Consider the following 17,640-nt stretch of genomic DNA (forward strand, 5'->3'; position numbering starts at 1 on the left):
CGTTATTTTCAATAATCTTTACAACGGTATCGTTTTCATAAATTTCACAATCTTCAGGAATTCCATATGCATAATAAAAGTTTTGTTTGACATATGAATAACCATCTCTTTTTAACCTTGCATTGCCATGTACCAAACCTCTAATGGTGTGATAACCAGTCACTTTTGCATTCCCATAAACAGAACCATAGACCTTAACATACCCACCCACGCTAGCATTGCCATAAACCTTGCCATAAATTTTTGAAGAGCTACTTACAACAGCATGATCATAAACCTCAGCTTTGCTATAAATGCGTGCACTTCCTGTTAATTTTGCATTCCCATAAACCCTTGCATATTGATAAACCCACACCTTATCAGAAAGATGCGCATTATCATAAACATGAGCTCCAAAATACACGCGGGTTTTATCATATACATGCGCATTGCCATAAACAAAACCACCAATGGCAGCATTGCCATATACCCTTGCATTTTCATAAACACGACCAGATTTTACAACACAAGCATTATCATACACCCAGCAATTCCCATCATGAGAGAGGTTATCTTCCTTTTCAATAAAGCCACCTAAAGTACCTGCTTTAACATCAGCAAAGTCTTTTAATGCTTTAATGCGATAAAGGGTATGATTATTAATTACACGCGTTTCATTTGTGAGTGCAAACTTCTTTTGCATGAGCACAATTCCTTTATAGAGATTTAAATTTTTAAAATGAAATATTTAGAAGGAGGGCGCCCCCGCCGCGCCCGCGCGTGTCATTTACGCAGCATCACTTTCATATTCGCTGTCATTATCATCGTCATAATACCCTTCAAAATCAGCATAATACTCATGACGATAATAATCATCTTCGCTACCAAACTCAGGATATGCATCATCACAGATATCTTCATTAGCTGTTAAAGAGGCATTGCTATGAATATATGAAGAACCAGAGATAAGAGCATTACAAATAACGGCATCATCAAAAACACGCGATTCATCACAAATGTAAGCAGAGCCACTTATTTTTGCATTGCCTCCGACATGAGCATCATCACAAATGACAGCATTATCGGAAATATGAGCATGATCAGTGACACGGGCGTTATCATAAATTTGTGCATTGCCTTCAATTACAACGGCGTTGTTAGCATGCGCATTGCCTGAAAGTTTTGCATTGTCCTTTAATGTCATACCTTCAAAAATAGCATTTCCATAAATTTGAGCATTACCATAGACATCAACAAAAAAGCTTTTTACTTTAGCATTTCCAAAGACGCGTGCATTTTGAAAGACCCGAGCTTTATTATACACCCAGCAATTACCTTCATGAGAGAGATTATCTTCCTTTTCAATATACCCCCCTAAATCGCCTTTTTTGACATCATCAAAATCTCTTAAGGCTCTAATTCGAGTTAAGAAATGACCATCGATATATTCACAATCATCAATAAATTCATATTTTTTTGCAGGCTCTTGTTGATTAGCAAGCGCGGTTTCATTTGAAATATTAGAGATAACGGGGGTGTTTTTTGAGATATAATTCATTTTATTAAACCTAGTTATTTAGAGTTTTGAAATTGACACCCTATAAGGGCGCCGGGCGCTCAAAACACGGTAACTAGTCCGTTGCTACACTTTTCCCATAAAGGTATTTTATGGTGTAGCTACACCCGACAAAACCATTATATGCTAATCACAGCACAAAAGACAGTCGATATTTTAAAGAAATGGGAGAAACCTTATCGTGGTTTACCCGCTAGTTATTAAGTGTTTTGATCACTTGATTATTTATATAGCAAAATACGTATTTATTGTCAAATAATATTTTATCTTTTTTGATATTTTTTTGTATTTTTTAAATACGTTGTGTATTGATAATATCTTATGCTTATTAATTGCTTCTTTTATATTTATGTGCTTTTAAAGCTATATTACGGGCTTTGTGAAACGATTGCGTATTTTCTGAATCTATACATTTATAATATTTTAGAAACGCTCTCATTATGCGTATTTTAAACTTTATAACCTATCAATTTTGTTGCTAAATAAATTTTAAGATTTCTGTTAATTTCTTTTAATAACACATTTTAGACTTAACAGCCTTTATAGGGACTGTCTTTATAAACAAATGCTTTCATTTGCATTTTTGCTTTCTCTATAGCTGTTATGTTCTTTATAGCCATGGCATCATTTTTCAGTTTCATAAGAGAAACGATAAATAGGATAATTGTGATTTATTGTCTGTTATGAAAATATCTCAATAGAAACTGATCATTATAGAGATCAGCAAAATCCCTTTTAATAGACTTTTGTCAGTTGTGTCAGTTCTTTTTAGACCCTATACTATTTTTTTAAAATGATAAAAAATTAAAAGCATTATATTTCAATATGTTAGTCTTTTTAAGATACAACTTATATAGATAACACAACCTTAAATACAATTAATAATATATATTTGTCAGTTATCTGTCAGTAAATTGAACTGACAAAAGTGATTATTTTAGTGTGTCATTAAAACGTGTCTTATGAAAAGCGTATGAAAGTAAAAACTGATTACGTTATTAAAATCCCTTTTATGAATTTTAATCAGTTCTTTTGAATAGATAACCTTATGATTTAGAGAATGATTACAACGTGCTTTATAAAAATCATGTGATCCTTTAAAGCTTTTCAAAAGATATCTTGTAACTCATAAGAGATGCTATCAAGATCTTTATAGTTATGAGTTTTGACGGGGTTTTGAGTTTTGACGGTTGCCTCTTTTAGATAAAAAAACGATAAAAAGTAAAAACGTTATTTTTCAATGTGTTAATATTTTACAGATCTTAAAAAACAACCTCTATTGATAACACAACCTATAAATTCAACTAATAATATACGTTTTGAAGGGGTTTTGACGGTTTTTATACCTTCAAAACCTATAAGAAAAGTGAATATACATAACCCTCTTTAAACAAAGCTATCATTTTAGATTACGATATAATCTTTTAAAGGCAATCCAAATAAGAGTATCTAAAATTGCAAGTTTCTTCTTTTTAGAATAATGCATATAAACACTCCTTTTAAAGATTGTATCTAATCAACTTAACAAGAGAGGTATAGATTATGGTTATAAGATTCTATACCCCTTTGTGAGTTTAGCAAGCCAAGTCTATTCAGTTTCTCTTATTTCCAATTTTGGTAAGTTCTTAACAATTTTCATTGTTTCCAAACTTACAGTAATAACCCTTTGGAATAACTCCAATGGATAAGCAGGGTTGCCAACGGTTTCAACAGCATAGCTATTGGCATCATTAATAATGCCACTCTTTTTATCAGTCTTTACACATTGACGCCCCATAACCGATTCAAGAGAGATATCTGTTATTGTGATATTGCTGTTATAAATAACAGTTGATTTATCCTTTTCCTTACTATTCCCAGCGAATTTCATTTCTGTAACGTAGTAAAATTCTTTAGGGTTCGTGATCTCTGTAACTTTTGGATTACCCTTTTTAAAGGTGACAGGATAAGGTTCTACAGTTTCATAGTTTACGTGCAAATGACCGAGTTCACGCCCTGCTGTCACAAATTTCCAAAAATCATCAGCCGTTTTTACGCAAGGGATACGAGGCAATTCTTTGCATAAATTATCAGCATAACGGGTGCGATAATCTTCTGAATGCAAAAAACCGTAAACATAATAAAACAGATCATCTTTAGTGTTTTTTCATTAGGATAAGCGGCTTTTAAATATGCTAATCCTTCATCAGTTATAGCATTACGCATTTTCTTTTTTTCTTATTTTAGTAAATAAGCGATTGTCATGCTATTTTTTTTATCAAGCGACAATCAATGGAGTGTTTTTTGTTGTCTCTAATATGTAACAGTTCCAATAAATTTGGTATATTCTATGAATAAGAGGCTTTACTTGAAGCTCAAAATTATATTACATGCGACACCTTAAAATTAAGAAGCATATTAGAGTGTATGATTGTCATTTAACAGTGTCATTGTAAAATCTTCAAAAGCGGGGGAAATGATATGGTTTGCACAACTCATAAAGCAGGTGTACACAGTACAGTCTATGCTTTTTTCTCAGATGTTATAAGTATTACTCTCATCAAAAAATTAAAAAATTGTTACGCGGTTGGCGATTTTTTCTGTGACGCTGATGATATGGTTCATTTTGTTGCTCATTTTGAGGGCACAATGAATGCATAGATTTTTTTTCACTTTTGTTTTTACGGCTATTTTGTGCCTTTTCTCGTTGGCGAGTTTTGCCCAAAACATTCGTGAGAAAGCGATTAATCAATCAGAGAGCATCCAACGACAACAAACGCAACAACAGCGTTTTCAGCAATTGCAGCGTAGAAACGAAACACATGGGATATTTTTGCCAGACGATGATAGCACATCTGCCTATGGTGCTTCGCCTAGTACAACCTGTTTGCTGATCAAAAGCATTGAATTTGTTGGTGCTCAGTTGATTTCTCATACCGACCTTCATGAAGCCATTTCTCTTTGGGAAGGACGGTGTTTGGGGATTGCCGAAATCAACAAAGTGCTCAAAGCGGTGACCAAGCTTTATATGAAGCGCGGCTATATTGCGGTGCGGGCTTATTTGCCTGAGCAAGATTTAAGCGGCGGTCATCTCAAGATTGTTGTTGTTGAAGGTGTGATGGAAGATATTACCCTTGATGGGCATAAAGTTGGAAGGAAATCTCAAGGAGAAATCACCACGGCTTTTCCAAACCTTATTGGAAAACCGACCAATCTGCGCCAGATAGAGCAAGGGCTTGATCAAATCAATCGGCTTTTCTCACGCCAAGCCACCATTAATCTTGGTGCGGGGAGCAATTCGGGTGGTTCGATACTCGATGTTCATATTGAAAAACAGAAACCTTGGCTTATTACGCTTTCCAGCGATAATCTTGGCGCTAAAGCAACAGGGCTTTATCAAACGCGCTTGAGCTTTTCTTTTGATGATCTGTTGGGGATCAATGATCAATGGTCGTTTAGCTATCAGCGTTCTATGGATGGTAGTCCGTATCATTTTTCTCACAAGCGTCCCAATAGTGATACTCTAACGGGATCATTTTCTCTTCCCTATGGCACTTGGACAACAGGTTTTGATGGGACGTGGAGCCAATATCATTCGAGTGTTAAGGGAATATTTTCCGATATTATGACTGCGGGTAAGTCTTTATCGCTTACACCGTGGATTTCACGGGTTATCGACCGTGATCAAGAGGGAAAGACCTGGCTTACAGGACGGTTGACATGGAAATATTCTGATAATTTTATTATGGGCAGTCGGGTTGATGTTTCCAGCCGTAAATTGGCTATTGCAACCTTTGAGCTTGATCATTCGCGCAAGTGGCTTGGAGGAGAATTAAGCGCGCATATAGGGTTTCATAAAGGGTTGGCAATTCTTGGCGCTTATGACGATAAAGAGCAAGAGAATGCAACAAAAAATTCACCCAAAGGGCAATTTTCCAAATTGTCTTTTTCCCTAGGCTACGTGCGTTCTTTTTCGCTCAAACAGTATAACTTTCGCTATAACACGCTGTTTTCAGGACAATTATCACCCGACACGTTGTTTAGTTCAGAGCAAATATCGCTTGGTGGTAGTTCCTCTGTGCGTGGGGTGCGTGAGGCGATTTATTACGGCAATAATGGGGCGTTTTGGCGCAATGAATTGTCGCTGTTGTTGCCAGGTTTTTCTTCGAGAATGGGGCGTAAATTTATGAGCCAATTTGCCCCTTATATGGCGCTTGATCTGGGGGCTGTAGCCAATGATGTAAACAAAAACAGTTTTGGCGGGAGCCTCGTTGGGGCAACTCTTGGTTTCCATGCAACCGGAGACATTACGGATATTGATGTGTCTTATTCAAATATTTTAACCCAATCGACAGTGCGAGAAAAGGGGAATGCGACAGGGTTATTTCAAGTGCGGGCATTATTAAGATTTTAGAGCAAATGGGCGGTAAAAAATATCGCTGCGCTGTTTATACCCATATGGGTTGTTTTTTTAAAGAGATAAAGAATTTTATGAGGAGCTGAAGATGCGGGGATTGAAAAATCAAAAGCATAGATTGGGATATGGATACAAGCTATGGCAGCGCGTTCTTTGTGTTTTGCAGCGAGGGATCCATAAGGGGCTTTCACTTGTTTTAAGCTTTTGCTTAGCTTTTCAGCCTTTGTTGTTGCAAGCACAAGCGCTTGGAGCGCGAAGTCCTGTTGCACAAGAGAGCCAAGGGATAAAAGCAGCTGATGGGGTTGGCTCTGTTTTCCGCCCCACGGTGGGGAAAGCCGGCAATGATGTGCCGCTGATTGATATTGTGCGCCCCAATGGACAGGGTCTTTCTCATAACAAATATGACAGTTTCAATGTTGATACCCATGGCGTGATTTTGAACAATTCGACTGAGGAGGTTTCGCGTTCACAGCTTGGGGGATTGGTGCCAGGCAACGGCAATTTGCGTTATAGCGGTGCAGCAAAGGTTATCCTTAATGAAGTGGTGAGTGCCAATCGCTCGCTTCTTGAAGGCGTGAGCGAAGTACACGGGCAAATGGCGGATGTTATTATCGCCAATCCCAATGGGATTACCTGTAACGGTTGTGGCTTTATCAATACCCCACGGGTGACTTTATCGACCGGACAACCGATCATTGGAGCCGATGGCGCTTTGAGTGGGTTGCGTGTTGAGGGTGGAGATATCACTATAGGCTCTCGTGGGGCTGATGGGAGTGCATTAGATATTTTTGATCTTGTTTCGCGCAAGATCAGTGTCGGGGGTCCCATACAGGTCAAAGGAGATTTGGCTGTTATCGCGGGGCGCAATCATTTTGATTATGACAAACGCGAAGCAACTTCTCTTGGTTCTGATGGCAAAGAGCCGGAATTGGCGATTGATTCCAGTGAGTTTGGTGGAATGTATGCGGGGCAGATCCGCGTGATTGCCAATGATAAAGGTGCGGGCGTTAAGATGCGCGGAGACATGGTTGCCAATGCAGGCGCCATGAGATTGACAAGTGATGGCAAGCTGGTGATTGCCAAAGCACGCGCCAAAGGAGCGGTGAAGGCTCACTCCCACCACGATAGTGTGCACGTGAAAGATCTGCTTTTTTCAGAAGAAGCGGTTGAGCTGAAGGCTTTGAAACATGTTGAACTGGCTGAGCAAGCTCGCGTTGCGGCAAGCGGTGCTGTTGATGTGGGCGCCGATCTGATCAAGCTCCAGTCTCATGCTCTTCTAGCAAGCGGTATTGGGAGTGATGGTCAACAGTCAGCGACGGGTTCTTTGCATTTACAGGCAGCAAAGCTTGAGGCGGGGAATGGGCGGATAGCCGCCGGTGATCTTTTAGAGATCCAAGCAGCAACAATTGATCTGAGCCGCATGCAAGACAATGATCAAACAGGGGTTTCTTCCCTTGGCGATCTGACCATTAAAACCAATCAAATCAGCGCTTTAAACAACCATATTGGTGCCAAGGGGAATATTGTACTAAGCGCCGATGATGCGCTCACTGTAGGCGCTGGACATTATAGCGCCGGCGGCTCTCTTTTGGTGGAAGCAACAGAGCTTACATCACGTGCGCGCTTAGTGGCAGAGCAAAAAATTGACCTTTATGCGCATCACGGTGCCCTGATCCAAGAAGGCACTGTCTGGTCTAATGGGGAGATAACGCTGGATGCCCATGGTGCCCTCAATCACACGGGTGATATTGTCAGCATGCAGCAGGTTGCCTTGACAGCGGGGGGCATGCTCACAACCTCTCAAGAGAGCACGATTTTAAGTTATGATGTGGTTTTAAGTGCTGATGCTTTAACCCAAGCAGGGATTGTGGAAGCTCAAGAAGGAGCATTAACCCTTCAAGTGCGTGATGGGGTTATCAATAGAGGCACAATGCGCGGTGAGAGTGTCGATGCTCATATTGGTGCATTTACCAATCAAGGGACGTTTATTGCAACCGATGATTTGCATTTGATGGTAAGCACACAAGAAGGCGCCGATCCGCAACAAGCCTTTCTGAAGAATACATCCGAAGGTGTCCTTCAAAGTGGTGGTGTTTTTGTTGTGACCGCAGGGCAATTAGACAATGCCGGTGCGCTTGGCTCTAGTGGTGAGAATGTTGCCCTCAATGTGGCAGGGAATGTCAGCAATAGTGGGCTGATTTACGCCAAAAAATCTATGGATCTATTCAGTGATGGTAATCTGACCAACACACAGGGCAGAATTATTGCTGAAGAGGCTCTCAGCATTGGTGGGCTGAAAGAGACACGTGCTGGTCATATAAATAATGAGGCTGGTCTTCTCAGTGCTTTAGCCGGTGAGATGAAGATTGTTGCAACGTCTTTTGTCAATAAAAGCGCTGAAACGACAAATTCAGAGCAACAAAACGCTACACATGATGAAGGTGCGCATGTTTTAGCGCGGGATGGTTTGCGCATTGATGTGGGCAGTTTTGAGAATGTTGATGGTCTCATTTCTACGCAAGGGGCAGTCAATATTGTTGCTGATAGTGTGATCCAAGCAGGGCACATAGAGATTGAGCGTGGTGACCTTCAACTGACCAGCCACGGTGATTTAAGCAATAGTGGCACAATAGAAAGCAATGATACCATTGCTTTGCATGCGCAAACAAATCTCAGCCAAACGGGGCGCATTGTCTCTAAAAAGCGGATAGAGCTTTCCAGTGATGGCATATTGACAATGGGCGAGACAAGTGAGGTTGGCGCCTATGATGTAACGCTGAAGGCAGGCACACTCACCCAAACTGGGCTTGTGGAAGCGCAAGGCGGGGTACTGACTCTCAACAGTCATGATGTTTTAAGCAATTCCGGTATTATGGTGGGCGGTGTTGTTGATGCGAAGCTTGGGTCTTTAGCCAATTCCGGTCAGCTTTTAGCCAGTGACAGTTTTACGCTTGTGGCAAAAAGTCATGATCCGTCATTGGGGCAAGTTGCTCTGGTTTTAAATGGTGAAGACGGTGTTCTCAAAAGTGGTGGTGCTTTTGTCTTAACCGCAGATGTTTTGGACAATGCCGGCAGTATTGGTTCAAGTGGTGATGGGGTTGCGCTCAATGTGAGCGCTGATCTGAGTAATAGTGGGCTGATTTATGCCAAGAAATCTGCCATTTTCTCCTTAGATGGGGATTTTATCAATAAGTTTGCCGATGTCATTGCTGAAGACAATCTTATCATCCGTGGCTTAAGTGGAGAGCGGGCTGGTCATGTGATCAACAGCTCGGGTCTTTTAGAAGCCGTGTCAGGCGATATGACCTTCGATGTCTCAGCGCTTACCAACATGCGTGAAGGTGGGGTTGAAGTTAGCGATAAAGTGGTTTCTCACAGTTACGTGCGAGGAGAATGGGAAAATATCCCAAATGTTGATAAACACACAAGGATCAAGAAAAATATCGACACTACGATTATTCGTCAGCAGCCTCATTTTACCAATAATGCGGCACAGATTTTGGTAGGGCGTCATCTCACGGTCCATGCCGGTGATATCCGCAATAGCTATAGTTTGATTGCTGCTAATGGCAACATTGAGATGCAGGGTGATACGCTGCTCAATGAGGGGCGTGATTTAATTGAAACAACCAAGATTGTAACTGAAACACGCTACAGATATAAGCAATGTAGTGCCACAAATCCAGCATGTATAGGGCAAGGTGCAGAAGAATGGGATGGTCCTACTTTTACCCAAACACTCAAACGCACTTATGATGCTGTTTATGGCACGATTGAAGCTGGTGGCACGCTTGATGCCAAGTTGACAGGCTATATTGACAATCATGCGGTGCGTGAGGGGGTTGAGCAAGTTGGCTTAAGCTCTGGCGATAAAGGGTTGGCTGGTGTTAAAAACACCGATTTTGACGGTTCCAAACCACTGATTAGTGATGATCGATTGGACGGTATTATCAATGGTTTGAAAGGGCACAAAGGGCTTTTTGCACCAAGCACAAAAACACCCGCACCAGAATCCATACAAGTGCCAACGCAAGATGGGCTTAACTCTGTTAAGACAGAATTGGACCAGACCCAAACACCGGATGTGCCATTTTTAGTCGAGACGCGACAGGACTTTATCAACCCAAGTAAATTTTTGGGATCGGACTATTACTTAAAAAAGATTGGCAATTATAAGCCTGAGAACGTGTTTAAAAGATTAGGGGATGCTTATTTTGAATATCGTCTGGTGGGTGAGCAAATCTTTGAGCTGACAGGCAATCGCACTCTTCTTGATGTTGAAGATCCCAATGCTCAAATGCAAAGGCTCTATGACAATGCTGTGGAGCAGCAAGATCCCTTGGGGTTAGAGCTAGGCAAGCCCTTAACGCCTCAGCAAATTGCTGGGATCAAAAATGATATGATCTGGCTTGAGACCCACCTTGTCGACGGACAAGAGGTCTTGGTACCCCACGTTTATTTGGCACCAAACACTTCTTTAGCACAAGATGTTTATGGGGCAAAAACGCAGCAAGGAAACCTTGCCAGTGCACGTTTGAAAGGCAATGGCGTCACTATAGAGACGGACCGTCTTACCAATAGTGGCACCATATCAAGTAATGGTGCATTGCATGTTTCGACTATGCAAACTTTGTTTAATGATGGTGGTTTTTTGCTTGGCAGCGGTGCTGTAGATCTCAGCAGTGGCGATCTTTTAGCCAACTCTTCAGGGGTTATTCTGGGGGATATCATCACCCTCAATGCGAAGACAATCATTGATGGTACTGCAAAAATCCGTGACACGAATGAATATGGTTTTGTTGATCGGAGCGGGCAGCAGGCTCAAATCATTTCTATACAGGATTTAAACATTCACTCCCTTGGCGATTTAAGCATGACTGGTGGCCAATGGAGCAGTGGTGGATCGACGACGGTGATTGTCGATGGTTCTGCTACGTTTGGTTCATTAGTGCTAGAGAGTGACCATAAGGAGACATTGGAAAAAGGGCATTATAACGCCCAAAGCAGTGAGCACCGTTTGACAGAAGTCAACAGTGATGGAGATTTGACCATTGTCACAGGTGGTGAACTGAACCTTGAGGGAAAGTTTAAAACCAAGGGCAATGGAGATTTCACCAGTGGTGGCGCTCTCAACGCGATTTCAGAGCAAGATTTTAACAGTTTTGATTTGGATCTGAGGGGCAAAGAAGGCGACAAATCGAAGCAAAAGAATAAGTTTCGTCAACAATCAACAGAAGTTACTACAAACAAAACCACGATAGAAACAGAGGGCAACCTCTCCATGCATGCGCAAAATGGGGATCTCACGCTTGATGCGGCAGGGCTATCAAGTGGTGGTCAGACGCATTTGGCATCAGATACGGGGAAGATCAAGTTTCTGACCAACAAGGATCAAGATTTTAAGGACGTTTATCAGCGTAATGAAAACCTTGTGTGGTGGAGTGAGAGCGATAAAGGTTACCTTAAGGAGACCATCGAGCATGTCACCATAGATGCTAAGGGTGGCATAAAGCTTGATGCGGGTGATGGCTTTGTTGTTGAGTATCAGGCAACCGGTGATTTAGACAAATCCCTTGAGCAATTGTCTCGCTCTCCAGGCATGGCATGGATCAAGCAACTGCGTGATGATCCAGAATTATCCAAGCAAGTGGATTGGCAAGCAGTTAAGGCTGAATTTAAAGACTGGGATTATAAAGCCCAAGGGCTGACAGAAGCCGGTGCGGCTCTCGTGGCATTGGCTGTCACGGCGGTTACGGGTGGAGCAGCCTCGGGCGCTGCCAGTGCCATTACCGGTGCTTTGGGGCTTGGCTCTCGAGCACCGCCATGAATGCGGCGATACAGGCTGGTGTCCAAGCGCTGATTAACAAAAGCGCTGTGGCTCTTGTCAATAATCGCGGCAATATTGCCGGTGCCTTGCATGAGCTTGGCTCTTCAAAGAATATTCTCAGCATTGTCTCGTCGATGTTGACAGCAGGCTTAACCAGCCAACTAACCGAAATGGCTGGTGTTGGACAATCTTTGCCCAAAACGGCTCCTCTGGTTGATCGCATCACCCGTGAGGCGGAAAAGAACTTGATCAAAGCCGCCATTGGCACAGGCGTGCAAACGGCTCTTGAGGGTGGTTCTCTTGACAAGAACTTTTTTAACAATCTGCGCATCGCCCTGTCTGATACGGTTGGCAAATCGTTGGCGGAAGAAATCGGTACCGCCAAGGCTGAAGGCAAAATAGATACGGTCACACAGATCGTTGCCCATGCAGGACTTGGCTGCTTAAAAGGCGCTGTTGCGAGCGGTGCTTGCACAGCCGGTGCTGTGGGGGGGGCTGTGGGCGAAGCCACTGCTATGCTCCAGTTTAAACTGTCGACCAAAAATTTTATACAAAAAGAAATAGCAGCATTGGATGGTCGTGTTCCAACGGCAGAAGAACAAGCGCGTATCAATGCAAAGATTGAAGCACAGTTTTCTGATTTTAATGATCATGCCATTGATATCGCGCGCATAGCGGGAGGCTTTGCTGCTGCCCTTGCTGGTGGTGATGTCAATACTGGCGCTGATGCCGCAGGTAATGCTGCCGAAAATAATTTTCTTCCTGCGGTAGCAGCTGCTGTAGCGTTCATTGTGTCGCTTACGCCACAAGAGTTGGCAGCTCTGTCTCTTTTTATGGCTGGTGGAGCAACTATTGTTCAATCTCCTAACAATAGAACCGCTATAGCTGATTTCCTTACCTATTGGTTTGCATCGAAAAATTCTGCAGAAGATAGCGAAAAAACAAATCAAAACTCACAAGAAGAAAAAAATAAAGATTCTCAGAAGGAAAGTAAAAATAAGAAAAAAAACGGAAACAATAAAGAACCACAAAACAATAATGACGATGACAACGATGGAAAGGGTAAAAAGCTTAATAAAGGTAGGAAATATCATGACAAAAAACGCGATGAGGAAAAACAAAGATTAGAGGAGGAAGGATTTTCACCAAGCGAGGGAGAATTAACGATTGAAATTGAAATTAAGACAGATAAAGGTACAATTAAGGCAAGAACACGTCCTGATAATACTTATATTGAGGATGGTGAACCAGCATTTAGTGAGACGAAAACAGGTAAAGCCAAATTAAATAAAATGCAGAAAGCTTTAAGAGAAATATGTAAAACAACAGGAAGTATAAAGTTTTGTGGTCCTAAAGCTGAAGAGTATCTTAAGAAAAATAAAGAGAAATTTAATAAATACCAAGAAAATTTAGAAAAGTTTATAAAAAAAGAGAAACCAACTGAGGAACAACTAAAAAAATTTAATAAAGAGTGGCCTAAAAAACAATTGAGTAAGAAATGGGAAAAAGGACCACGAAAATATAAACTAAACGAATATCCAAGTTATTTAGAAGAAAAGTGAATGACTATGCAAACCAAAAACGTAACAGAAATTTTAAAAAGATTGGGCTGGGAGACTCATCGCCATGAAGTTGGAGATACATTTGCTTATTATCATCTTTCTGATCGTATAATACGCATTCTCTATGATGTTGTAGATTATGGAGAGGATGGTGGAAGGTTGCGGCTATCAGTCGCTCTTACTACCGCCGCTTATTGCCTTGCTGAGGAATATTCTAATAGCGAACAGTCGCGCTATAAATATGATGATATGTTGATTTCTGCAGAAGAAAATTTCGGAGTTACAGCACAGAATCTTTCTGAAAGTCATATTGAGGAAGCTTTAAATAGGGTAATTGCGTGGGCGAAAGTACAAGATATTGAACAAAAATTGCATGAAGAAGCCGCCAATCATTCTGCTGTTGCACAAGCATTGCTTGGCGATATTGATGCTTTAAGGTCTGATAAGCCGGCACCCCAATTACATGTTCCAGAATTTGCCGATTATGCAACCATGGAGTGGATTGATCGCCTTATTTTATTTGCACAAGCCTATAAGAATGGAGAGTTAGACGATATTCTAACGCGCAAAAAGCCCAAACAGCGCTCGATAAGCCTTACCGCAGCAAGTCGCATCTTCAAAACGCTAGGATGGATTGCTATGGAACCTGGGAGAATGTTTCTTTCTTTGCCAGATCGTTTTATTCAGTTTGATTTTGGTTTTGTACGCCTCCATGACAATTACAATGTCCGTCTTGAAGCTGAGATCTCTAATGAAGAGATTTCTATAGCTTGTCGTTATATTCACTATAGGGGAGAATATAATTGGATACGACCTACGGATATTTATCAGTCTTTTAATACAATTGGGGGAGGGATTTTTAGTGGTTTTGGTAAAGGGATTGATATTTGTGTAGAGAGGTTGAATGAGCAAGAATTGACGCAAATCTCTGAGCGGATAATACAATGGGCACGCGCTCAAGATTTACAAGCATCGATCGAAAGCAAAACAGTTGTTCAAAAATATAGTTACGATACAGATATAGTTTGGCATTTGGCTTGTTTAGCGTTGACAGGTCGAATTGATACCCTGAAATCTTATAAAAATTTTTTAGAAGCTGTTACGATTTCTGAACATTTGGATGATGATGAAGTAGAAAAATATGTTAACCATGCCGTTGAATTTGCTGAAGAACATCTGAAAATCCTTAATGAGCGAGAAGCAGCAGAAGCACATCTTGGTCCGAAAGCTTTGATTACTTTCAATAAGGTTGCTGAGCAATTAAAAGAAATGGGTTGGACAGTTTATCGTGATAAAAACTATGATCGTAATACCTATTTTATCAGTAAAGACCGTATCATCAATATAATGTACAGTCTTCAAAGTGATGAAGAAGAGCCAATTGTTGCATTTAAGGCTTCCCTTTCAACACTTGGCTTTTCCACTGCTCATAGAGAGATTTTCTATAATATGCCTCAATATATAGCCCTCAAAGAAGCAGAAGAAGTTTATACAGTTTCTAGTACTGAATTGGATAGAGGCAAGCTAAAGGAGATTTGTACAGATATACTTGAATGGGCAGATCGGCAAAATGTCAATCAAATCATTTATGATTATGCGGCTTTTTCCCCAGACAGTGAACTTGATCTTGTAGCGCGTCACCTTATTGCGCTTGTTTTGATTGGGGATGTTGAAAAGCTCAAATCTTATAAGGAGAATTTTAGAAAGGGAAATCCTTTAGGTTTTGTGGAAGAAATCTCAAAATATAGAATTGATAATCTCCTCACTCTTGCACGGGGTTATCGAGCAGGTTTTCCGAAAAATGCACCGATTTTGAGCTTGGATCCGCAAATAGCATCTGTTGCTTCTAAAACAACTTCTGTTGAAGTGGCAGAGGAAGTGGATGAAGTGGATGACAATGATGATCGTCTCACCATGGAAAGTGCTCATGCACTTTTAAAAAGCTTAGGCTGGTCAACCGAGAAAATCAATGAGAATGACCATATGGCAAGCTATCAATTGGCTGATCGTGAAGTAGATATTCTTTACAACGACGAAATTGCCAAAGACTACCCGCAATTTGATAGCGCCTTTATGATTAGCACGGGCATTCTTTCCGCTGCTTGTAAATTCATTGATCCTACCTACACGGAAGATATTCCAGATATACAGCTTAATTTTGAAGCCAAGGGATTAGAAATCTTTGAACCAGAAGTCACTACGGATCGTTTAACACAGGCGCTTGATGATGCTTTAGAATGGGCGGTAACAGACATTGACCTTTCTAAAAGACTTCGCTCTGATTATGGCGCTGCTCCTTGGGAAAAAAGCACCACGTCTGAAGCAAACGATGCACATTATGCTTTACTTCATCTTGGCGCTCTTGCTTTGTTGGGTGATGCTGAAACCTTACAATCTTATCAGAAAAGCTTTACGGCAGGTGATCACCTAGGCTTTGACGAAAGCATCAACAAAACCCACCTTGAACGTGCATTAGCTTTAGCCAAAGAAGTAGCAAAGGTGAAGCAAGTGAGCTACGCTTTGATTGAACGGGTAGCAAAAGATTTTGATGATCACTCAGAGCTTTCTAGCGAGGAATAACCTCGCTCTTGGAAGGAGAGTTTATTTAAGTCTATTTAGAACAAAGAATAAATTGATTATTTTGAAAAAATTGAGGGGATTATGAATCATGAAATGGATAAAGAAAAAAAGTATGGGGGCAGCTGAGCCGGTGGAATTTAAAAGTCAAAAAGTTTATCAGGAAGATGAACTGTTTGAGCCCGAAACAGTTTCTTCTTGGAAAGAAGAAGGACAGATAGTAACGGGTACAAATGTGGAAAGAATGGTATCAGGAAGAGCACCTATTGGAGTCGATTTTAGACCTATTATGTTACATCCTGTGACACAAGAACAAGATAGTCCTCTCGTTGAGGTTCTCTACTCATTTTATCAAGGCAGGAGTTTGGTTGCTCCTATGAATCCAAAGACAAATTTTATCAGAAAAGTTATTTGTTGGATTTCAAAAAAAATTCCTAAGTAGGAAAAAAGAAAGAGTAATTATTGCAAATATTGAAATAATATCCCTAAAAGGCGCTCTCTAAACTTTAATGATCACCTCCTTTAATTCCATCATATATTGTAAATGCGAGATGATTGTACAGAGACAGATGAGAAAAGAGCTCCGTCAAGAACATATCTCTTATGATTTTATCAATCTCATCTCAATTCCATTGGCTATAGTAGAAAAAGATTGATCATTAGGAGCACTCATTATGAGTAAAAACACGCTGTGACTTATGGAGAAAAATTTATGAAAAGTTATACTTTATCAGATGTTGCACAATATGTTGATATGCATAGTCATGTTATTAATTTTGGTACTCAAGATAATGCCCCTGATGATGTACGGATTAAAACAGCTGAGAACACTCTTGGTTTACAATTTACCTCTTCCTATAAGAATTTTTTAAAAAATTATGGAGGAGGAGAAATTGGAGGTGAAGAAATATTCAGTATTTATGAAATCTGTGCAGGTATTCCTGCTGGTGATATTGTTTACCGAAATTTGCTCGATAGAAGAGATGGCTTTACGGACCCCAAACAACTTGTTATCTGCACAACTGATTTTGGTGAAACCTTTTATTTTGATTATAAGCAGTTTCGCGATGGTGAATGCCCACTCTATCTCAAGTATACATCTGAAGATTCTGAATATTACGCAAGTAATTTTTATGAATTTCTCTGCAAAAGAATTAAAGAGTATGCAGGGGAAGATTCATGAAAACTTATACCTTAGATGATGTTATACAACTAGTTGATAAATAGAATAATTGCGATTTATTGCTTGTTATGAAAACATCTAAAAAGAGATTGATCATTATAAAGATTAGAAAAATCCCTTTTAATAGACCGTGTCAGAGTTGTCAGTTCTTTTTAGAGCCTATATTATTTTTTTAATGAGAGAAAATTAAAATCAATATATTTCAATAGGTTATAATTTTAATGATGCAACCTTTATTAAAAGACAACCCATAAATTCAATTCATAATATATATTTGTCAGTTATGTGTCAGTAAATTGAACTGACAAAATAGATTATTTTAGTGAGTGATTAAAACGTGCTTTATGAAAAGCATATAATCCTTTAAAGCCTTTCAAAAGATAGTTTGTAACTCATAAGAAATGCTATCAAGATCCTTATGGTTGTTAGTTTTGAAGATTTTGAGTATTTTGAGGGTTCCTTTTACTCCCCTTTATATATTTTTTTCAATAAAAAAATAAAAGTTATTATATTTCAATATATTAGCATTTTAGAGATACA

Annotated in this window: 7 protein-coding genes and 2 pseudogenes; 6 read left to right on the top strand and 3 right to left on the bottom strand. The window is 40.2% G+C overall.

Annotated elements, in window-relative coordinates; translation table 11 throughout:
- From ACFINS_RS08150 to ACFINS_RS08160, 3 genes and pseudogenes are all read right to left on the bottom strand, one after another.
- A partial coding sequence (locus ACFINS_RS08150; RefSeq protein ID WP_375706073.1) for a hypothetical protein occupies positions 1-682 on the bottom strand: 682 nt, incomplete at its 3' end.
- Between the two features lie 84 nt (positions 683-766).
- Positions 767-1,537: a hypothetical protein gene (locus ACFINS_RS08155; RefSeq protein ID WP_375706074.1), complete on the bottom strand. Its 771-nt coding sequence runs from the start codon at positions 1,535-1,537 to the stop codon at positions 767-769.
- A gap of 1,606 nt (positions 1,538-3,143) precedes the next feature.
- Positions 3,144-3,757, bottom strand: a pseudogene (locus tag ACFINS_RS08160) (type ISP restriction/modification enzyme); the annotation flags it as partial.
- Positions 3,758-4,015: 258 nt separating this feature from the next.
- Here ACFINS_RS08160 and ACFINS_RS08165 point away from each other — a divergent pair.
- The 6 genes and pseudogenes from ACFINS_RS08165 (at position 4,016) to ACFINS_RS08190 (ending at position 17,100) form a co-directional block, all read left to right on the top strand.
- Positions 4,016-4,195 (top strand): hypothetical protein, encoded by a 180-nt coding sequence (locus tag ACFINS_RS08165; RefSeq protein ID WP_375634958.1) that lies wholly within the window; start codon positions 4,016-4,018, stop codon positions 4,193-4,195.
- Positions 4,188-5,948 carry a ShlB/FhaC/HecB family hemolysin secretion/activation protein gene (locus ACFINS_RS08170; protein ID WP_375706075.1) on the top strand — a complete coding sequence of 587 codons (1,761 nt, stop codon included), beginning with the start codon at positions 4,188-4,190 and terminating at the stop codon, positions 5,946-5,948. The genes ACFINS_RS08165 and ACFINS_RS08170 overlap by 8 nt, the downstream gene beginning before the upstream one ends.
- Positions 5,949-6,039: 91 nt before the next feature.
- Positions 6,040-13,340, top strand: a pseudogene (locus ACFINS_RS08175) (DUF637 domain-containing protein).
- Positions 13,341-13,346: 6 nt separating this feature from the next.
- Complete coding sequence (locus tag ACFINS_RS08180) at positions 13,347-15,920, top strand: DUF6990 domain-containing protein (RefSeq protein ID WP_375706076.1); 2,574 nt, start codon at positions 13,347-13,349, stop codon at positions 15,918-15,920.
- An 88-nt stretch (positions 15,921-16,008) separates the two neighbouring features.
- A complete protein-coding gene (locus ACFINS_RS08185; protein ID WP_375618707.1) occupies positions 16,009-16,359 on the top strand; it encodes an HNH/ENDO VII family nuclease in 351 nt (116 codons plus the stop codon).
- Between the two features lie 270 nt (positions 16,360-16,629).
- Positions 16,630-17,100: an SMI1/KNR4 family protein gene (locus ACFINS_RS08190; protein ID WP_375610943.1), complete on the top strand. Its 471-nt coding sequence runs from the start codon at positions 16,630-16,632 to the stop codon at positions 17,098-17,100.
- Positions 17,101-17,640: the final 540 nt, after the last annotated feature.

Source organism: Bartonella sp. AA2SXKL, assembly GCF_042197205.1.
Classification (GTDB): Bacteria; Pseudomonadota; Alphaproteobacteria; order Rhizobiales; family Rhizobiaceae; genus Bartonella.